The organism is Pseudomonas sp. URIL14HWK12:I5 (assembly GCF_900176445.1).
Lineage (GTDB): Bacteria > Pseudomonadota > Gammaproteobacteria > Pseudomonadales > Pseudomonadaceae > Aquipseudomonas > Aquipseudomonas monteilii.
Map to the genome: position 1 here is coordinate 53,919 of NZ_FWXQ01000002.1, position 18,031 is coordinate 71,949.

The 18,031-nt window shown below is 61.5% G+C and carries 16 protein-coding genes; 9 read left to right on the plus strand and 7 right to left on the minus strand.

Annotated elements, in window-relative coordinates; all coding sequences use genetic code 11:
- The first annotated feature begins 35 nt into the window (after positions 1–35).
- The 4 genes from sucC (at position 36) to B9A31_RS04760 (ending at position 4,736) form a co-directional block, all read left to right on the plus strand.
- Entirely contained in the window at positions 36–1,202 is a 1,167-nt protein-coding gene (gene sucC, locus B9A31_RS04745; protein WP_003254205.1) for an ADP-forming succinate--CoA ligase subunit beta, read from the plus strand.
- Entirely contained in the window at positions 1,202–2,086 is an 885-nt protein-coding gene (gene sucD, locus B9A31_RS04750) for a succinate--CoA ligase subunit alpha (RefSeq protein ID WP_003254203.1), read from the plus strand. Before sucC ends, sucD begins: the two co-directional genes overlap by 1 nt.
- A gap of 375 nt (positions 2,087–2,461) precedes the next feature.
- Positions 2,462–3,775: a branched-chain amino acid transport system II carrier protein gene (brnQ, locus tag B9A31_RS04755; protein WP_016711645.1), complete on the plus strand. Its 1,314-nt coding sequence runs from the start codon at positions 2,462–2,464 to the stop codon at positions 3,773–3,775.
- A 211-nt stretch (positions 3,776–3,986) separates the two neighbouring features.
- Positions 3,987–4,736 (plus strand): DUF599 domain-containing protein, encoded by a 750-nt coding sequence (locus B9A31_RS04760; protein WP_025753308.1) that lies wholly within the window; start codon positions 3,987–3,989, stop codon positions 4,734–4,736.
- Between the two features lie 67 nt (positions 4,737–4,803).
- Here B9A31_RS04760 and B9A31_RS04765 read toward each other — a convergent pair whose 3' ends face one another.
- Positions 4,804–5,115, minus strand: a complete 312-nt coding sequence (locus B9A31_RS04765; RefSeq protein ID WP_016711643.1) for a hypothetical protein — start codon at positions 5,113–5,115, stop codon at positions 4,804–4,806.
- Positions 5,116–5,269: 154 nt separating this feature from the next.
- Between B9A31_RS04765 and B9A31_RS04770 the strand changes: the two genes are divergently transcribed.
- From B9A31_RS04770 to B9A31_RS04785, 4 genes are all read left to right on the plus strand, one after another.
- Entirely contained in the window at positions 5,270–5,746 is a 477-nt protein-coding gene (locus tag B9A31_RS04770; RefSeq protein ID WP_019099698.1) for a PaaI family thioesterase, read from the plus strand.
- Positions 5,743–6,225 (plus strand): PaaI family thioesterase, encoded by a 483-nt coding sequence (locus B9A31_RS04775; RefSeq protein WP_016711641.1) that lies wholly within the window; start codon positions 5,743–5,745, stop codon positions 6,223–6,225. The genes B9A31_RS04770 and B9A31_RS04775 overlap by 4 nt, the downstream gene beginning before the upstream one ends.
- A gap of 70 nt (positions 6,226–6,295) precedes the next feature.
- Positions 6,296–8,200, plus strand: coding sequence for a molecular chaperone HtpG (gene htpG / locus B9A31_RS04780; protein ID WP_016711640.1), 1,905 nt, complete (start codon positions 6,296–6,298; stop codon positions 8,198–8,200).
- Between the two features lie 78 nt (positions 8,201–8,278).
- A complete protein-coding gene (locus B9A31_RS04785) occupies positions 8,279–9,004 on the plus strand; it encodes a dienelactone hydrolase family protein (protein WP_019099699.1) in 726 nt (241 codons plus the stop codon).
- 30 nt (positions 9,005–9,034) lie between these two features.
- On the opposite strand, the gene B9A31_RS04790 is transcribed toward B9A31_RS04785, so the two are convergent.
- Positions 9,035–9,898, minus strand: coding sequence for a pirin family protein (locus tag B9A31_RS04790; RefSeq protein WP_027615095.1), 864 nt, complete (start codon positions 9,896–9,898; stop codon positions 9,035–9,037).
- Between the two features lie 117 nt (positions 9,899–10,015).
- Between B9A31_RS04790 and B9A31_RS04795 the strand changes: the two genes are divergently transcribed.
- Positions 10,016–11,023 carry an amidohydrolase family protein gene (locus B9A31_RS04795; protein WP_016711637.1) on the plus strand — a complete coding sequence of 336 codons (1,008 nt, stop codon included), beginning with the start codon at positions 10,016–10,018 and terminating at the stop codon, positions 11,021–11,023.
- A 47-nt stretch (positions 11,024–11,070) separates the two neighbouring features.
- On the opposite strand, the gene fabB is transcribed toward B9A31_RS04795, so the two are convergent.
- The 5 genes from fabB to B9A31_RS04820 form a co-directional block, all read right to left on the minus strand.
- Positions 11,071–12,291: a beta-ketoacyl-ACP synthase I gene (fabB, locus tag B9A31_RS04800; protein WP_019099700.1), complete on the minus strand. Its 1,221-nt coding sequence runs from the start codon at positions 12,289–12,291 to the stop codon at positions 11,071–11,073.
- An 11-nt stretch (positions 12,292–12,302) separates the two neighbouring features.
- The gene (gene fabA, locus B9A31_RS04805) at positions 12,303–12,818 is read right to left on the minus strand and encodes a 3-hydroxyacyl-[acyl-carrier-protein] dehydratase FabA (RefSeq protein ID WP_003251509.1); all 516 of its coding nucleotides are present in this window, start codon (positions 12,816–12,818) and stop codon (positions 12,303–12,305) included.
- A gap of 207 nt (positions 12,819–13,025) precedes the next feature.
- Entirely contained in the window at positions 13,026–14,957 is a 1,932-nt protein-coding gene (locus B9A31_RS04810; protein ID WP_025753320.1) for an ATP-binding protein, read from the minus strand.
- Complete coding sequence (locus tag B9A31_RS04815) at positions 14,954–15,844, minus strand: ABC transporter substrate-binding protein (protein WP_019099701.1); 891 nt, start codon at positions 15,842–15,844, stop codon at positions 14,954–14,956. The genes B9A31_RS04810 and B9A31_RS04815 overlap by 4 nt, the downstream gene beginning before the upstream one ends.
- Positions 15,844–17,991, minus strand: a complete 2,148-nt coding sequence (locus B9A31_RS04820) for a TonB-dependent receptor plug domain-containing protein (RefSeq protein ID WP_019099702.1) — start codon at positions 17,989–17,991, stop codon at positions 15,844–15,846. The genes B9A31_RS04815 and B9A31_RS04820 overlap by 1 nt, the downstream gene beginning before the upstream one ends.
- Between the last annotated feature and the right edge of the window lie 40 nt (positions 17,992–18,031).

Here is an 18,031-nt window from a genome sequence, read left to right on the forward strand (position 1 = left end):
CCGAAGCGCAGTACCTAACGAAGACGGTAAAAAGCATGAATCTTCACGAGTATCAGGGTAAGCAGCTGTTCGCTGAATACGGCCTGCCAGTTTCCAAGGGTTTCGCAGTCGATACCCCTGAGCAAGCTGCAGAAGCCTGCGACAAGATCGGCGGGAACGAGTGGGTGGTAAAAGCCCAGGTTCACGCGGGTGGTCGCGGTAAAGCGGGCGGCGTCAAGCTGGTTCGCAGCAAGGAAGACGCCAAGGCGTTCGCTGCACAGTGGTTGGGCAAAAATCTGGTTACCTACCAGACTGATGCCAACGGTCAACCCGTCTCCAAGATTCTGGTCGAATCCTGCACTGACATCGCCAAAGAGCTGTACCTGGGCGCTGTAGTCGATCGTTCGAGCCGCCGTATCGTGTTCATGGCTTCCACCGAAGGTGGCGTGGACATCGAGAAAGTCGCTCACGAAACGCCTGAGAAAATCCTCAAGGCCACCATCGACCCACTGGTCGGCGCTCAGCCGTTCCAGGGTCGCGAGCTGGCATTCCAGCTGGGTCTGGAAGGCAAGCAAGTTCAACAGTTCGCCAAGATCTTCGTGGGCCTGGCCAAGCTGTTCAAGGATCACGACCTGGCGCTGCTGGAAGTGAACCCGCTGGTGATCAAGGCCGACGGCGACCTGCACTGCCTCGATGCCAAGATCAACATCGACGCCAACGCCATGTACCGTCAGCCTAAGCTGAAAACCTTCCACGACCCGTCGCAGGACGACGCCCGTGAAGCCCACGCTGCCAAGTTCGAACTGAACTACGTTGCCCTCGAAGGCAACATCGGCTGCATGGTCAACGGTGCCGGCCTGGCCATGGGTACCATGGACATCGTCAACCTGCACGGCGGCAAGCCGGCCAACTTCCTCGACGTTGGCGGCGGTGCTACCAAAGAGCGCGTTACCGAAGCGTTCAAGATCATTCTGTCCGACAGCAACGTCGCGGCCGTTCTGGTCAACATCTTCGGCGGCATCGTTCGCTGCGACATGATTGCCGAAGGCATCATCGGTGCAGTGAAAGAAGTCGGCGTTAAAGTTCCGGTTGTTGTTCGCCTTGAAGGTAACAACGCCGAACTGGGCGCTAAAGTACTGGCAGAAAGCGGTTTGAACATCATTGCGGCAACCAGCCTGACCGACGCTGCTCAACAAGTTGTCAAAGCTGCGGAGGGCAAGTAATGAGCGTCCTGATCAATAAAGACACCAAAGTCATCTGCCAGGGCTTCACCGGCTCGCAGGGTACTTTCCACTCCGAACAAGCCATCGCCTACGGCACCAAGATGGTCGGCGGCGTAACCCCAGGCAAGGGTGGCACCACCCACCTGGGCCTGCCGGTGTTCAACACCGTCAAGGAAGCCGTTGAAGCTACCGGCGCTGACGCTTCGGTCATCTACGTACCAGCTCCGTTCTGCAAAGACTCGATCCTGGAAGCGGCCTTCGGCGGCATCAAGCTGATCGTGTGCATCACCGAAGGCATTCCTACCCTGGACATGCTGGATGCCAAGGTCAAGTGCGACGAGCTGGGCGTTACCCTGATCGGCCCTAACTGCCCAGGTGTCATCACCCCGGGCGAGTGCAAGATCGGCATCATGCCAGGCCACATCCACCTGCCAGGCAAGGTCGGTATCGTTTCGCGTTCCGGCACCCTGACTTACGAAGCTGTGAAGCAGACCACCGACGCCGGCTTCGGCCAGTCGACCTGCGTCGGCATCGGCGGTGACCCGATCCCGGGCTCCAACTTCATCGACATCCTGAAGCTGTTCCAGGAAGACCCGAAGACCGAAGCGATCGTCATGATCGGTGAGATCGGCGGTTCGGCTGAAGAAGAAGCTGCGGCCTACATCAAGGCCCACGTGACCAAGCCAGTCGTTTCCTACATCGCCGGTGTTACCGCACCTGCGGGCAAGCGCATGGGCCACGCTGGCGCCATCATCTCCGGCGGCAAGGGCACTGCGGACGAGAAGTTCGCTGCTCTGCAGGACGCGGGTGTGAAGACCGTGCGTTCCCTGGCTGACATCGGCAAGGCCCTGGCCGAGCTGACTGGCTGGGAAGCCAAGAAGTAATACTGCTACACCCCCCACGCGCACAGAGGCCACCTTCGGGTGGCCTTTGTCGTTTTAGCGTTGGGTATTTTTGTAAAGGTGGAAAATTCGATGGCCCTCATCAGGTTTTTCCACCAGACATTCGCACTAATTGGCAATAAATTATCGCCCGACACAGATAACCAGACGACAAACATGTACGCACATCGGACAAGCAGCACTGTAACAGTGCGTTTGTCGGGTAAAACGGTTAGTCTACGCGTTCACTTTGTGCCCGCTCCCCAAAAGGGAACGACACGCTAAACGGGTCTGGCCTATAAGGCCGGGCAGCATTTCCCTCACCCATAGGGAAATCCCCTCTCGAATCCCGATTTCAGCAGTGTGGTACTACCTTAAATGAAAGTTCTCAAAGGCCAGGACATCCTGGCGCTTGGCTTTATGACGTTTGCGCTTTTCGTAGGTGCAGGCAATATCATCTTCCCGCCTATCGTCGGTCTGCAGTCTGGCCCGCACGTATGGATGGCTGCACTGGGCTTCCTGGTGACCGCCGTGGGCCTGCCGGTCATCACCGTGGTCGCCCTGGCCAAGGTCGGCGGCGGTATGGATGCGTTGAGCAGCCCGATCGGCAAGTTCTTCGGCGGCCTGCTGGCGGCTGTGTGCTACCTGTCGGTCGGCCCGCTGTTCGCGACGCCGCGTACGGCGACCGTGTCGTTCGAAGTGGGTGTGGCGCCGCTGACCGGTGAAAGCCCGTTGGCGCTGTTTATCTACAGCCTGGTCTACTTCATCGTGGTGCTGGCAGTGTCCATGTACCCGGGCAAACTGCTCGATACCGTGGGCCGCTTCCTGGCACCGTTGAAGATCATCGCCTTGGCCGTGCTGGGCATTGCTGCCTTCGCGCTGCCGGCCGGCACCATTGGCGAAGCACAGCCTGCCTATGCCGCCGCTGCGTTCTCCAAGGGCTTCTCCGATGGCTACCTGACCATGGATACCCTGGGTGCCCTGGTGTTCGGTATCGTCATCGTCAACGCCATCCGTTCGCGCGGTGTCGAGTCGCCGAAGCTGATTACCCGCTACGCCATCATCGCCGGCCTGATCGCCGGTGTCGGCCTGGCTTTGGTGTACATCAGCCTGTTCCGCCTGGGCGCCACCAGCCACGACATCGCGGCTGACGCCACCAACGGTGCGGCGGTTCTGCATGCCTACGTGCAGCATACCTTCGGTTCGTTGGGTAGCGGTTTCCTGGCCGTGCTGATTGCACTGGCCTGCCTGGTGACCGCTGTCGGCCTGACCTGCGCCTGCGCCGAGTACTTCAGCCAGATTCTGCCGCTGTCGTACCGGGCACTGGTGGTGATCCTGGCGGGCTTCTCGCTGTTGATCTCCAACCTGGGCCTGACCAAGCTGATCATGTTCTCGATCCCGGTGCTTACCGCCATCTACCCGCCTTGCATCGTGGTGGTTGGCCTGAGCTTCGTGAAGGACCTGTGGAACTCGCCGACCCGCATTCTGGCGCCGGTGATGCTGGTGTCGCTGGTGTTCGGCATGGTTGATGCGATCAAGGGCAGCAGCATTGCCCATGTGCTGCCGGACTTCATGGCGCACTTGCCGCTGAGCGACCAAGGCCTGGCCTGGCTGGTGCCTTCGGTGGTGACCCTGGTGGGTGCCGTGGCCTGCGACCGCATGCTCGGCAAGCCGCGCGAAGCGCTGGCCTGATAGTCGAAGCCTGAGGGCGGCACCGGCCACAAGCCAAAAGGGTGCTCGCCAACGGCCCAGACGCGAAAGCCCCGTATCCGCAAGGATGCGGGGTTTTTTATTGGCGGCATGATCAGTGCGTTTTTCAGGGTGGACTTGTGCCTTTTACCGCTTGCCAGCGTCGAAACCCGGTCCCTATCCTCTAGGCATCTGGCCCATTCGGGAACCCTGCATGAACTTCATCCAAAGCAACTTCAACAACCTCCTGGCCATCGCCTGGTTTGCCCTGTGTTGGGGCGGTTATACCCGTTATGCCATCTGGAAGGGGCGTGACACCGCGTGCCTGGCCAGCGTGCTGCACTTGTACCGTGAAGACTGGATGCGCCGCATGCTGTTGCGCGACAACCGAATCGCCGATGCCAGCGTAATCGGCAACCTTGAGCGCAACGCATCGTTCTTTGCGTCCAGCACGCTGATCATTCTTGCCGGCATCCTTACCGTGCTGGGTGCCTCTGACCGGGCGCTGTCGCTGCTGGCCGACCTGCCGTTGGTGCAACAGACCTCCCAGGGCATGTCGGAGATCAAGCTGCTGTGCCTGGCCACGGTCTTCGTCTATGCCTTCTTCACTTTTAGCTGGTGCATGCGCCAGTACAACTTTGCCGCCGTGCTGGTGGGTTCTGCACCGATGATCGGTGAACGGTTGGTCAATGAGCTGGAGCGCAAGGCCTTCGCCTTGCGGGCCGCGCGTGTGCTGTCGCTGGCGGCCAACCAGTTCAACCTGGGGTTGCGCTCTTACTACTTCGGCATGGCCATGTTGAGCTGGTTCATCAGCCCGTGGTTGTTCATGGTCATGAGTGTCGGTGTCGTCTTGATTTTGTATCGCCGCGAGTTCCATTCGGATGTGCTGGATGTGATGGTGTTCACACCCACGGAAAGTGTGCCTAACGAACCGGGCAGGGAAAGTACCGTAGCAGGTAACTGAAACGTTTAATCTTTAAATTGAAGGCACAAAAAAACCCGACAGCGTCGGGTTTTTTTGTTTTAGCCAATTACTGCTTGGCTGGTTCTGCCGGAGCAGCAGGAGCAGCTTCTGTCGCCGGAGCGGCTGGGGCGGCTTCTGGAGCCGGAGTAGCCGGAGCGGCTTCTTCAGCAGCTTTCTGCTCGGCTTCAGCCTGATCTTTGGCGGCTTCGGCGTTTTCCTTGGCGGCCTCGTTCATTTTATCCTGAGCTTCACCCATTTTTTCCTGGGCTTGCTCGGCATGTTGCTGTGCGTCCTGGGCTTTGTCTTCGCTCGCTTTATCGCAAGCGGCCAGGCCCATGGCAGCGGCCAGCATCAGAGCAAAAGCAAAAGGTTTACGCATGGGGGTGTTTCTCCTTGGTGGAATAAGTGACTTGTTCCTTCGAGTGCAACTACGCGGAATAAGTTCCGCGAAGGTTACAGATATATAACGCCCCGTTCTAGATAGACTTTTTAACGATTTTATGCCGCTGAGGCAGTGCGGATGGAAACAGCGAATGAGCGATTCAACCTTGATGGCCATGGCCGACCGTTTCCTCTCGGCGCTTAGACATTGTCAGTTGCTGCAGATGCGTGTGGCGAGAGCCGATGCCGATGGCATGACCCTGGTCATGCCCTGGTCGGCCGCCATTGTCGGTAACCCGCAGACCGGCGCTGTGCATGGCGGCGCCCTGACCACACTGATGGACACCACCTGCGGCATGGCCACGCTGTGCGTGCTGCCGCGCTTCGAGGTGTGCCCGACACTGGACCTGCGCATCGACTACATGCACCCGGCCGAAGCCGGCAAGGACATCTACGGCCATGCCCAGTGCTACCGGGTGACCCGCGACGTGATCTTTACCCGTGGTACCGCCTACCAAGACGATCCCGAACAGCCGATTTGCCAGGTGGTGGGCACGTTCATGCGCCTGGGGCAGGAGATCAAGGGCGGTATCCGTTTCGGCAATAGCCTGAAGGAGGGCGGGGCATGATTCCACACGCGGTTCGTCAACAGCTCAACGCCGCCCACGCGGTGGGCGACTACGGGCCATTGCTGGCGCTGATCCCTTATGCCGGGCTGATTGGTATCGAATGCGAACGTCAGGGCGACGACCTGCTGTTCCGCCTGCCGGCCAGCCCGGACAACATCGGCAACCCGTTGCTGCCCGCCATCCACGGTGGTGTGATTGCGGGGTTCATGGAGCTGTCCGCGGCCTTGTACCTGTTGATCTACAGCGAAAGTGCGAGCATCCCGAAGATCATCGATTTCTCGATTGACTACCTGCGTGCCGGGCATTTTCGCGATACCTACGCCCAGTGCCAGCTGTGGCGCCAGGGGCGACGGGTGACGAATGTCGCCATTACCGCCTGGCAGGGCGACAGGCAATCACCCATTGCCACGGCCCGCGCGCATTTCAAGATCGAACCGGAAAAGCCCTTGAAATCATCCGGGCAGCCCCCATCTGAATGACATCCGCCGCTAAGGCAGGCCGAACTGGCCGCCAGGCGCCCACTGCCATCAGATCGGAGTTTCGAAGACCATGACTGTGGAAACACAAAAGGAAACGTTGGGCTTCCAGACCGAGGTAAAGCAACTGCTGCACCTCATGATTCATTCGCTGTATTCGAACAAGGAAATCTTCCTGCGGGAGCTGATTTCCAACGCCTCCGACGCGGCCGACAAGCTGCGCTTCGAGGCCCTGGCCAAGCCAGAACTGCTTGAAGGCGACGCCGACCTGAAGATTCGCCTGAGCTTCGACAAGGACGCCGGTACCGTCACCCTCGAAGACAACGGCATCGGCATGAGCCGTGAAGACGTCATCGCCCACCTGGGTACCATTGCCAAGTCCGGCACTGCCGACTTCATGAAGAACCTCACCGGTGACCAGAAGAAGGACTCGCACCTGATCGGTCAGTTCGGCGTGGGCTTCTACTCCGCGTTCATCGTGGCCGACAAGGTCGACGTTTACAGCCGCCGTGCCGGCCAGCCAGCCGCCGAAGGCGTGCACTGGTCGTCGAAAGGTGAGGGTGAGTTCGAAGTCGCCACTATCGACAAGCCTCAGCGCGGTACCCGCATCGTCCTGCACCTGAAGCAGGAAGAAAAAGAGTTTGCCGATGGCTGGCGCCTGCGCAACGTGGTCAAGAAGTACTCCGACCACATCGCCCTGCCTATCCAGCTGCCGAAAGAACAAGCAGCCGCCGAAGGCGAAGAACAGCCGGCCGAAGAGTGGGAAACCGTCAACCGTGCCAGCGCCCTGTGGACCCGTTCGCGCACCGAGGTGAAGGACGAGGAATACCAGGAGTTCTACAAGCACATCGGCCATGACTTCGAAAACCCGCTGGCCTGGAGCCACAACAAGGTTGAAGGCAAGCTCGAATATAACTCGCTGCTGTATGTGCCGGCCCGCGCGCCATTCGACCTGTACCAGCGTGAAGCACCGCGCGGCCTGAAGCTGTACGTGCAGCGCGTGTTCATCATGGACCAGGCCGAGTCGTTCCTGCCGCTGTACCTGCGCTTCATCAAGGGCGTGGTCGACTCCAACGACCTGTCGCTGAACGTGTCGCGTGAAATCCTGCAGAAAGACCCGATCATCGACTCGATGAAGACCGCGCTGACCAAGCGCGTGCTCGACATGCTGGAAAAACTGGCGAAGAACGAGCCCGAGCAGTACAAGGGCTTCTGGAAGAACTTCGGCCAGGTGCTGAAGGAAGGCCCGGCCGAAGACTTCGCCAACAAGGAGAAAATCGCCGGCCTGTTGCGCTTTGCCTCCACCCAGGACGACAGTGGCGAGCAGAGCGTCGCCCTGGCCGACTACGTGGCCCGCGCCAAGGAAGGTCAGGACAAGATCTACTACCTCACCGGCGAGTCGTATGCGCAGGTCAAGAACAGCCCGCACCTGGAAGTCTTCCGCAAGAAAGGCATCGAAGTGCTGCTGCTGACCGACCGCATTGACGAGTGGCTGATGAGCTACCTCAACGAGTTCGACGGCAAGGCGTTTGTCGACGTCGCCCGTGGCGACCTGGACCTGGGCAAGCTGGATTCGGAAGAAGACAAGAAAGCCCAGGAAGAAGTGGCCAAGGACAAGGAAGGCCTGGTCGAGCGCCTGAAAGGCGCGCTGGGTGACAGCGTGGCCGAAGTGCGCGTGTCGCACCGCCTGACCGACTCCCCGGCGATTCTGGCCATTGGCGAGCAGGACCTGGGCCTGCAGATGCGTCAGATTCTGGAGGCCAGCGGGCAGAAGGTGCCGGAATCCAAGCCGATCTTCGAGTTCAACCCGACCCACCCGCTGATTGAAAAGCTGGACAACGAGCAGAGCGAAGACCGCTTCGCCGAGCTGTCGCACATCCTGTTCGATCAAGCGGCCCTGGCGGCCGGTGATAGCCTGAAGGACCCGGCGGCCTACGTTCGTCGCCTGAACAAGCTGCTGGTCGAGCTGTCTGCTTGAGTTGATGCTTAGGAAAGCCCGCTTCGGCGGGCTTTTTTCATGGCGGACTTTTTAGAATAAGTGCCTAAGGAGTGCTTGATGAGCAAGGTAATCGTCGAATCGCTGGTTTATCACCTGTCCGGCAAAACCTACGAAAGCCGCTTGGTCTATGAACCAGGGGCGCTGGGCCGTCCAGGCCTGGTGATGGCGCCGAACTGGATGGGCATTGGCGAAGGGGCTGAGCGCATTGCCAAGGAAGTGGCTGAGAAGGGCTATGTGGTGCTGATTGCCGACCTGTACGGGCAGTCGGTGCGCCCGTCTAACGCCGACGAGGCTGGCGCGGCGATGATGCCATTGAAGAACGACCGGGGCGAACTGCGCAAGCGCATGCAGGAAGCCCTGGCGCAGCTGTTGGGGCAGTCGAAGGCGCTGCTGGAGCCAGGCAAGGTCGGCACGTTTGGCTTCTGCTTTGGTGGCTGCTGTGCACTGGAGCTGGCCCGTGCCGGTGCCGATCTGCGTGCGGCGGTGTCGTTCCATGGCACGCTGGATACGCCAAACCCGGAGGATGCCAAGCGCATCAAGGGCTCGGTGCTGGTGTTGCATGGGGCTTGCGACCCGCTGGTGCCAAAGGAACAGTTGCCAGCATTTGAAGACGAGATGAACGCGGCCAAGGTGGATTGGCAGTTGTTGAGCTATGGCGGGGCGGTGCACTCGTTTACCGACCCGAGTGCCAATGTGCCGGGCAAGATGCAGTATGACCGGCGCACCTCGGAGCGGGCGTTCCGCTCGATGCATAACCTGCTGACAGAAGTGTTCCAGCGCTGACTGTGATTTGGGGTCGCAAAGCGGCCCCAATTACCTCGGCAACTCGATCCTGGAGGTTTCCCCCGGCACCACCGGCCAATCCCCCGCCGCCCACCTTGCCCTGGCCCGCTCGATCAGCTCCGGGTCACTGGCCACGAAATTCCAGTTCATTCGCCGCGGTCCATCCAAAGGCTCGCCGCCAATCAGCACCAGCTGGCACTCTTCCTCTGCATAGAGCACCACCTCTTCGCCTTCCGGCAGCACCACCAGGCTGCACGGCTCCACGTCTTCATCGTTCAACAGCAGCTCACCATCCAGCAGATACAGCGCTCGTTGCGCATGCTCGTTCGGTACCTGCAAGGTGGTTGCCGGCTGCATCCGCACATGCGCATAAAGGGTAGGGGACAGCACCGGCACCGGTGATTCCAGGCAGAACCCGCTACCGGCAATCATGCAAATGCGCACCCCCAGGTTTTCACTGACTGGCAGGCTCGCCGCCGGGTGATGGCTATAGCTTGCCGCGCCTTGTTCATGTTCACGCGGCGAGGCCAGCCATACCTGCAAGCCATGCAGGCGCGAGCCATGAGCCAAGGCGTCGTCGGGCGTGCGCTCCACATGGGCCACGCCGCTGCCAGCCGTCATCCAGCTGACATCGCCGGGCAGTACCCGCTGTGCTGAGCCGAGGCTGTCCTTGTGCAGGATCGCCCCCTCGAACAGGTAGGTCAGGGTCGACAGGCCGATATGCGGGTGCTGGCGGATATCCATGCCATGCCCTGGGGCATAGTCGGTTTCCAGCATGTGGTCAAAAAACACGAACGGTCCGACGCTGCGGCACTGGGCCGCTGGCAGCGGGCGCAGGATCGGCTGGCCCTCGACCGATTCGGCGCGTGGGCGGATGATCAGGGGGCTGCTCATGGGGTGGGCTCCAGGCGAAGTGGAAATGCCTCCAGCATAGCGGTTTGCCCGCTTCGGCTGAACCGTCTCGCTTAGCGGCCGGTCTACTGTTTTCGCCCCCTTGGAAGGAAGCTGCCCATGATTGCCAAAGCGCTGGCTTGCGTGTTGTTGACGGGCTGGCTGTGCCAGACGGCACAGGCGCGCGACTACCGCTACAGCGATGCCCACTTGCACTACGTCGACTTCTTCCAGGAAAGCGAAGGCATGCCGGCATTGATCAAGGCCATGGATGCTGCCGGTATCGAGCAGTCGATGATTTCCGGCATACCGGTGGCCAAGAAGTGGCACGAGGACGAGCCCAAACGCCCACGCTATTACGCCGGTGACGATGCCGATGCCTATTGGTACAGCGCGACCGATACCTATGTGGCCGCAGCCCTGCAGCAATTGCCGGAAGAGCAGCGTAAGCGCTTTCATCCGTTTCTGACGGGCTTCAACCCGGTAGACAAGAACGCTGTCAGCCACATCGAGCGGATGCTCGACCTGTATCCGGGGTTGTGGCAGGGCATTGGCGAGGTGTTCACCCGGCACGACGACCTGACAGCGCTGACCAGTGGCGACACGCCGCGCGCCAACAACGAAGCCATGACGCGTATCTACCACCTGGCGGCCGAGCGTGACCTGCCGGTGTTGCTGCATTCCAACATCACCTCCAAGCGCGAGCGCAACCCGTTGTACCTGGCGGAAATCGAAGAGCCGCTGCGTAATCACCCGCACACGCGGTTCATCTGGGCGCATGCCGGCAGCAGCATGGAGATACACCGGCACCAGACGCAGATGGACTTTCTGCTGCCGGTGCTGACGCGGCTGTTGGAGGACTACCCGAACCTTTATGTGGACCTGTCGTGGAGTGTGCTGGAGCCGTATCTGCTGGACGACAAAGGCGTGCCGCGCAAGGAATGGGTGGCGTTGGTCGAAAAGTACCCGGAGCGTTTCATGCTGGGGTCGGACGTGGTGGGGCGGTTTGGCAGCCTGGGAGAGCAGATGCACGGGTTCAGGCCGTTTCTGGATGCCTTGTCGGAGGAGGTGGCCAACAAAGTGGCGCGGGATAATTTTCTCGCGGTTTTACCCAGGCAGCACAAATAAAAACGCCCCGAACCAGTCGGGGCGTTTTCGATTACCGCATCAGCGTCTTACTTGCCTTCCCAGCGCTTGAGCACGAGGGTGGCGTTGGTGCCGCCGAAGCCGAAGCTGTTGCTCATGACCGTGTCGATCTTGGCGTTTTCTTCGGTTTTGCGCAGGATCGGCAGGTCGGCGACCTCCGGGTCCAGCTCGTCGATGTTGGCGGAGCCGGCGATGAAGTTGTTTTCCATCATCAGCAGGCAGTAGATCGCCTCGTGCACGCCAGCGGCGCCCAGCGAGTGGCCCGACAGGCTCTTGGTCGAGCTGATTTTCGGTGCCTTGTCGCCGAACACGGCGCGAACGCCCTTGATCTCGGCAACGTCACCGACCGGGGTCGAGGTGCCGTGGGTGTTCAGGTAGTCGATCGGGGTGTCGACGGTGGACAGTGCCTGCTGCATGCAGCGGATGGCACCTTCGCCGCTCGGGGCAACCATGTCGTAGCCGTCGGACGTGGCGCCGTAGCCAACGATTTCGGCGTAGATCTTGGCGCCACGGGCCAGGGCGTGTTCCAGCTCCTCGACCACGACCATGCCGCCACCGCCAGCGATGACAAAGCCATCACGGTCGGCGTCGTAGGCACGCGAGGCCAGTTCCGGGGTTTCGTTGCGCTTGGTCGACAGAGCGCCCATGGCATCGAACAGGAACGACTGGCTCCAGTGCTCTTCTTCACCGCCACCGGCGAAGACGATGTCTTGCTTGCCCCACTGGATCTGCTCCAGAGCGGTACCGATGCAGTGAGCCGAAGTGGCGCAGGCCGACGAGATCGAGTAGTTGATGCCCTTGATCTTGAACGGGGTGGCCAGGCATGCCGAAACGGTGCTGCCCATGGTGCGGGTAACGCGGTATGGGCCGACGCGCTTGACGCCTTTCTCGCGCAGGGTGTCCAGCGCTTCCATCTGGTTCAGGGTCGAGGCGCCGCCAGAGCCGGCTACCAGGCCGGTACGCGGGCTGGAAACCTGCTCTTCGGTCAGGCCGGCGTCCTTGATCGCGTCCTGCATGGCCAGGTAGGCGTAGGCAGCAGCGTGGCCGACGAAACGGTAGACCTTGCGGTCGATCAGTTCTTCGAGGTTGAGGTCGATGGACCCGGAAACCTGGCTACGCAGCCCCATTTCCTTGTATTCCGGGTTGTAACGGATACCCGGACGGCTGTTGCGCAGGTTTTCGGTGACGGTAGCTTTGTCATTGCCCAGGCACGACACGATGCCCAGACCAGTGATAACGACGCGGCGCATGCGAATAACCCTTAGAAATTGTCAGTGGAGGTGAACACGCCGACCCGCAGGCCTTCGGCGGTGTAGATCTCGCGGCCGTCGACGCTGACCGAGCCATCGGCGATGGCCATGTTCAGCTTGCCCTTCAGGACGCGCTTGATGTGAATGTTGTACGTGACTTTCTTGGCTTCAGGCAGTACCTGGCCAAAGAACTTCACCTCGCCCGAACCCAGGGCGCGGCCGCGGCCCGGCAGGCCCTGCCAGCCGAGGAAGAAGCCCACCAGCTGCCACATGGCGTCGAGGCCCAGGCAGCCCGGCATGACCGGGTCGCCTTCGAAGTGGCAGGCGAAGAACCACAGGTCCGGGTTGATATCCAGCTCGGCGACCAATTCACCTTTGCCGTACTTGCCGCCTTCTTCGCTGATATGGGTGATGCGATCGACCATCAGCATGTTCGGCGCGGGCAGTTGCGCATTACCTGGGCCGAACAGCTCACCGCGACTGCAGCGCAGCAGGTCTTCCCGAGTAAAGGCGTGTTGTTTGGTCATGCGAGCTCCTCAATAACCCCCTGTGGCAGGGGATGAACCTTCCCGGCCGGCCCAATACGCAACGCGTTCGGGGCGGCAGCCTACAGGTAGACTATTGCGTTGTGGTGAAAGTCACAGCGCACCTGGTGAAAGAAGTACAGGTGTGCACTGAAACGTCTATTTTCAGGTCCGATGAAGGTCCTGTCCAGTGTTTAAGACTGCCGCACTTTAGCATTTATCGCCAGTCGCGGTTGTCCGACCGGGTAACCAGCGCTGCAGCACCCGTTGCAGTTCGGTGCGGCGCAAGGGTTTGCTCAGGTAGTCGTCCATGCCGGCGGCCATGCAACGCTCCCGATCGCCCTGCAAGGCGTTGGCGGTCAAGGCGATGATCGGTAGCCCGGCGCCGTTGGGCAACTGCCGGATGCGCCGGGTGGCTTCATAGCCGTCCAGGTGCGGCAGGCGGCAATCCATCAGCACGGCGGCAAAGCGTTGCCGGCCGACCAGGTCGACCGCCTCCAGGCCATCCTCGGCGGTGCAGACGGCCATCCCCAGGCTGCGCAACATGGCCTCGATGACACTCTGGTTGACCGGATTGTCCTCAACCAGCAGTACCTGGTCATTGTCGGTAACCGGCGTTGGTGCAGCTATTGGCGGCGCGAGCGGGACGGGGGCAGGGTTGGCAAGTGCCAGCGGCATTTCCAGGGTAAAGGTCGAACCCAGGCCTTCGCGGCTTTCACCGCGCAGCTTGCCGCCCATGCGTTCGGCCAGGGTGCGGGCGATCGACAGCCCCAACCCGGTGCCGCCATAACGGCGGGAAATCGAGCTGTCGGCCTGCTGGAAGGCGACGAACATCATTTCCAGCCGGGCACTGTCAATGCCGATGCCCGTGTCGCGTACGCTACAGGTCAGCCAGATCAATTGCCGGTCAAGCACCTGCCAGCGTGCTTCGACCTGCACCTGGCCGCGTTCGGTGAACTTCAGGGCATTGCCCACCAGGTTCAGCAGGATCTGGCGGATGCGTGTGGGGTCACCGTTCACCTGCAGCTGCTTGATACCGGCAGGCAGTTGCAGGTGCAGGCCCAGGCCGCGCTGTTGGGCGCTGTGCTGGAACGACTGGACACTGCTGGTGATCAGCTCACCCAGGTTGAAGTCGATGTGTTCCAGTTGCAGCGCGGCGCGTTCGATGCGCGAGAAATCGAGGATGTCGTTGATGACCTTCAACAAATGCCCGGTGGACTCGCTGGCGACCGCCGTGTAGTCGGCCTGTTCGGTGCTCAGTGATGTGGTCTCCAGCAGCTGCAGCATGCCCAGCACGCCATTCATCGGCGTGCGCAGCTCGTGGCTCATCATCGCCAGGAAGTCGGATTTGGCGCGGTTGGCCTGCTCGGCCTCCTCACGGGCCTGAATCAGCTCGGCAATGGCCCGCTTCTGTTCATCGCTGGCCTGTTCCAGGGCGCTGGCCAGGTTGTTGATGTGGCGTGCCAGGTGGCCCAGTTCGCTGTCATCGACCACCGGCAAGGGGGTGTTGTACTGACCTTGCTGAATGGCCTTTACCGCATGGCCCATGTCGCTGATAGGCTTGGCCAGGCTCAGGGCCAGGCGGCGCGCCAGCAAAAAGGTGAACAGCAGCGCGAACAGCGCCAGGATGCCGGCTTTGATCACGATTTCCTGCTGGCGCTGGCTGAAGGCGTCATCGGACATGCCAACGATGACCCGCCCCAGGTAGTCGTCACCGATGGCGGGGGTGGTGGCTTTGCCTTGTTGCAGGAAGTCGTTGTCCAGGCGGATTTGCTGCAGGCGGATGGGGGCCTGGAACACTTCAACCTGTTGCGCGCGGTTGGCGCTTTCGTCGGACTGCTCGACGTACACCAGAATGTGGTTGCGGCTGTCCTGCACTTCCAGAAAGCGTACGTGCGGGATGCTGAGGGTGGCACGCATCAGCCCTTCGAGTACTTCGTTGTTGCCCGAAATCACCCCGTACTCTGATGCCGGTGCCAGCTGATTGGCGATCAGTTGCCCGGTGTGATTGAGCTCCTGGCGCAAGTCCTGGATGCGCACGAAGGTAAAGAAGCTGATCAACAGCAAGGTCAGCAGCAGGGCAGGGCCCAGGCTGATGATCTGGGTGCGGGTGTGGATATCCCAGCTCAGGCGCTTGCTCATGGGGTGGGTTCTCCTGCGGCCAGGGCTTTGGCAGCGGCGTTCGGATCGATCGGTTCAAGGCCCAGGGCGCGGGCCACCTGCTGGTTGCCACTGACGCCGTAGCGCGCCGGGTACAGGCTGCGTGGCCAGCGCGCTGGCGGCTGATCGAGCAACTGGTCGAGCTCCGCCAGCCAGTCGTCCTGATCGCTGTAGGTGCTGGCCAGGGCGCCGGCCCGCACAAACCCGGCGTTCGGGCCGATCAGTGCCATTTGCCGGCCATAGCTGCTCAGCAGCAGGTTTTTCGCCGTCTTGGAGTTGTACAGGTTGGGATCGTCCAGGCCCAGCAGCACATCGCTGTTGCCCAGCAGGTGCTGCAACGGCCGGCTGTCCCGTGGGTCGGACCAGTCCTGGGCAATGATCTCCAGGCCCATTGGGCGGGCAGCATGGCGCAGCTCGTCGAGCAAGAAACTGCTGTGTTCACCGTACAGCACGCCAATGCGCTGGGCCTGCGGCAACAAGTAGCGCGTCAGGCGCAATTGCCGGCCCAGCGGTGCGTCGCTCCACAACAAGGTGAGGAACGCGGGGCGCGACTTTCCCAGGCGCTGTTCAGCCTGTACCCGGCTGACCCGCATGGCCAGGGCTGGTGGGCCGGCGTTTTCACCCAGGCGCCATTCCAGCGCGGCGCTGTCGAGCAGAATCAGGCGCTGGTCCGCTTTGAGCTTGCTCGGGCGCGGCAGCTCGGCAGTGGTCAGAAAATGCACATGGTCATGCGGTCGACGGCTTTCCAGCGCCGCGACAAAACTGCGGATGCCGGGCTGATCCTCAGCCCCCACCAGCAGGATTTCACTGGCTGACAATGGCCCAAGTGGCCACAGGCACAGCAGCAACAGGCGCAGCAACACGGCCATCAGAACTCCAGCTCCGCGCTGACGCTCAGGCGGTGGCGGCTGTCGTAGCGGTTCTGGATTGCCGTAGTGGGCTCATCGTCCAGGCGCTGCTGCCACAGCGCCGCCAGCTCCAGGTTGCTGCCATGCACCCGAAAACGCTTGGCCAGGCGTAGGTCCAGGCGCTCGTAGCGGTACTGGTTGAGTGCATCGTCGCCGTAGTAGAACAGCGCGCTCGACCAGCCAGCCCCCCACTCGCGCATCCATCCGGCCGAGCCGCTGTTGTGGGCGCTGAGGCGGCGGTCGTCGGGGTTGCTGGCCCAGGCATCGACGTAGGCGTAGGTCAGGCGCAGGCGATCGCGCAGGGTGGGGCGCCAGTCCAGTTGCGCTTCGCTGCCACTGAACCGGGCCTTGTTGGCGTTGCTGGCGATGTACTGGTTGTTCTTCAAGGGCTCGCTGATCATTCCCGTGATCTCGTCGTAGAACAGCTTTACATCCATGCTCAGGTCGATGTCGCTGAAGTAGCCGTTGTAGCCGAGCTCGCGCGAGCGCATGCGTTCCTGGTCGAGGTCGCCGGGGCCACGGGTCTTGACGAAGTATTCGCCGTGCTGCTGGCCGAACGCGTTGGGACTGAGGTTCTTGACCGTGTAGCTCCAGTTGATGTTGTTCTCGAACATGTCGGGTGAGCGCACGGCCTCGGAATACACGGCGCGCAGGCCATGGCGCGGGGTAATCAGGTAGTTGACCGCCACGCGCGGGGTCAGCGAGCTGCCAGACAGGCGGGAGTCTTCGAACATGGCTCCGCCCTGCAGGATCCAGTGTTCGTCGGCGCGCCATTCCAGCTGGCCGAACAGGCGCCAAGTCTGGTCGTCGAGGCTGCCGTTGAAGTAAGTCTGCGAGTCGGCCCGGTCATAACGGTAGTTCATGCCGCTGAGCAGGCGCAGGCTGTCGGTCAGGCTCAGGGTGTCCTGGATTTCCAGGTCGTAGCGGGTTTCGCGGGTGCTCTGGTCCACGTCGCCGCAGACCACATTACTACCACCCTGTTCGTTCCATTGATCCTTGATGGCTTCGACCAGGGCCTGCTCTTGTGGGTTGTTGCTGGATGGTGGGTTGTTGGCGCCGCGCGCTACCAGCTCGGCGAAATTGGGGTTCATCTGCCAAAGCTGGGTCAGTTCGGGGCTGAATGACAGCGCCGCATCGCAGGCACGCCAGACCTGCTGACGGTCGAAGTGCTGCGCCGAGCCCTGAACATACAGGCTGTGCTCAGGGTTGAAGTCGATGCTCCAGCGCACCGAGCCCGCGTAGTCCTTGGCATTGACGTCAGCGTTGTCACCTTGCTGGGTGACATAGGGGAAGACCGGCTTATAGGTATAAGGCCGCTGGTTGCTGCCTTCCTTCGCCGCCAGTTGCCACTCCAGGGTCTGGTCCACTGCCAGGCTGTGGCTGGCGCTGAGGTTGAAGCGGGTAAGCCGGCGGCTGTCGCGGTAATCCTGGCCAAACTGGTTTTCATCGAAACCATCGTCCTGCTGGCCGGACAGCGACAGGCGCATGTCGCCGCCGTCCCAGCCAAAGCCGTGGCTGGCATAGAAGTCGTTGATGCCATCCTGGCCGCGAGTCACCTTCAGCCGCGTGCCATGGCTGTCGGCAGGGTTGCGGGTGAGGATGTTGACCACCGCCATCAGCGCGTTGGCGCCGTAGCTGACGGTGTTGGGGCCGCGGAACACTTCGATGCGCTCGATATCCTCCATGGCCAGAGGGATGTCGCTCCAGTCCACGGTGGCCAGGCCCGCGCGGTACACCGAGCGGCCATCGATCAGTACCTGCATGCGGCGTGCATCGTTGACGTTGCTGCCGTGGTAGTTGACCGTGGGTTGGTTACCGGCACCGTAGCCAATCATCATGCCCGGCACCAGGCGCAGCAATTCGGGGATGTCGCGGGCGCCACTGGCACGGATCAGCTCGCTGTCTAGCACGGTCATGCTACCCGGGACTGCCGCCGGGGATTGTTTCAGGCGCGTGGCAGTCAGAACCTGGGGCAGGTCGGTGTTGTCGATGAACAGGTCGTCGGCCACAGCCGGGCTGCCGAGCAGAGCGGTCAGTATGAGCAGGCGCGGGTACGGGGGCGTGCCAGGGAACACAGGGCGGCCTTGTATCAGGATTGAAACAGGCATGGTAACTGACCGTGGCGCATTTGCCAGTGACCTGCATGAG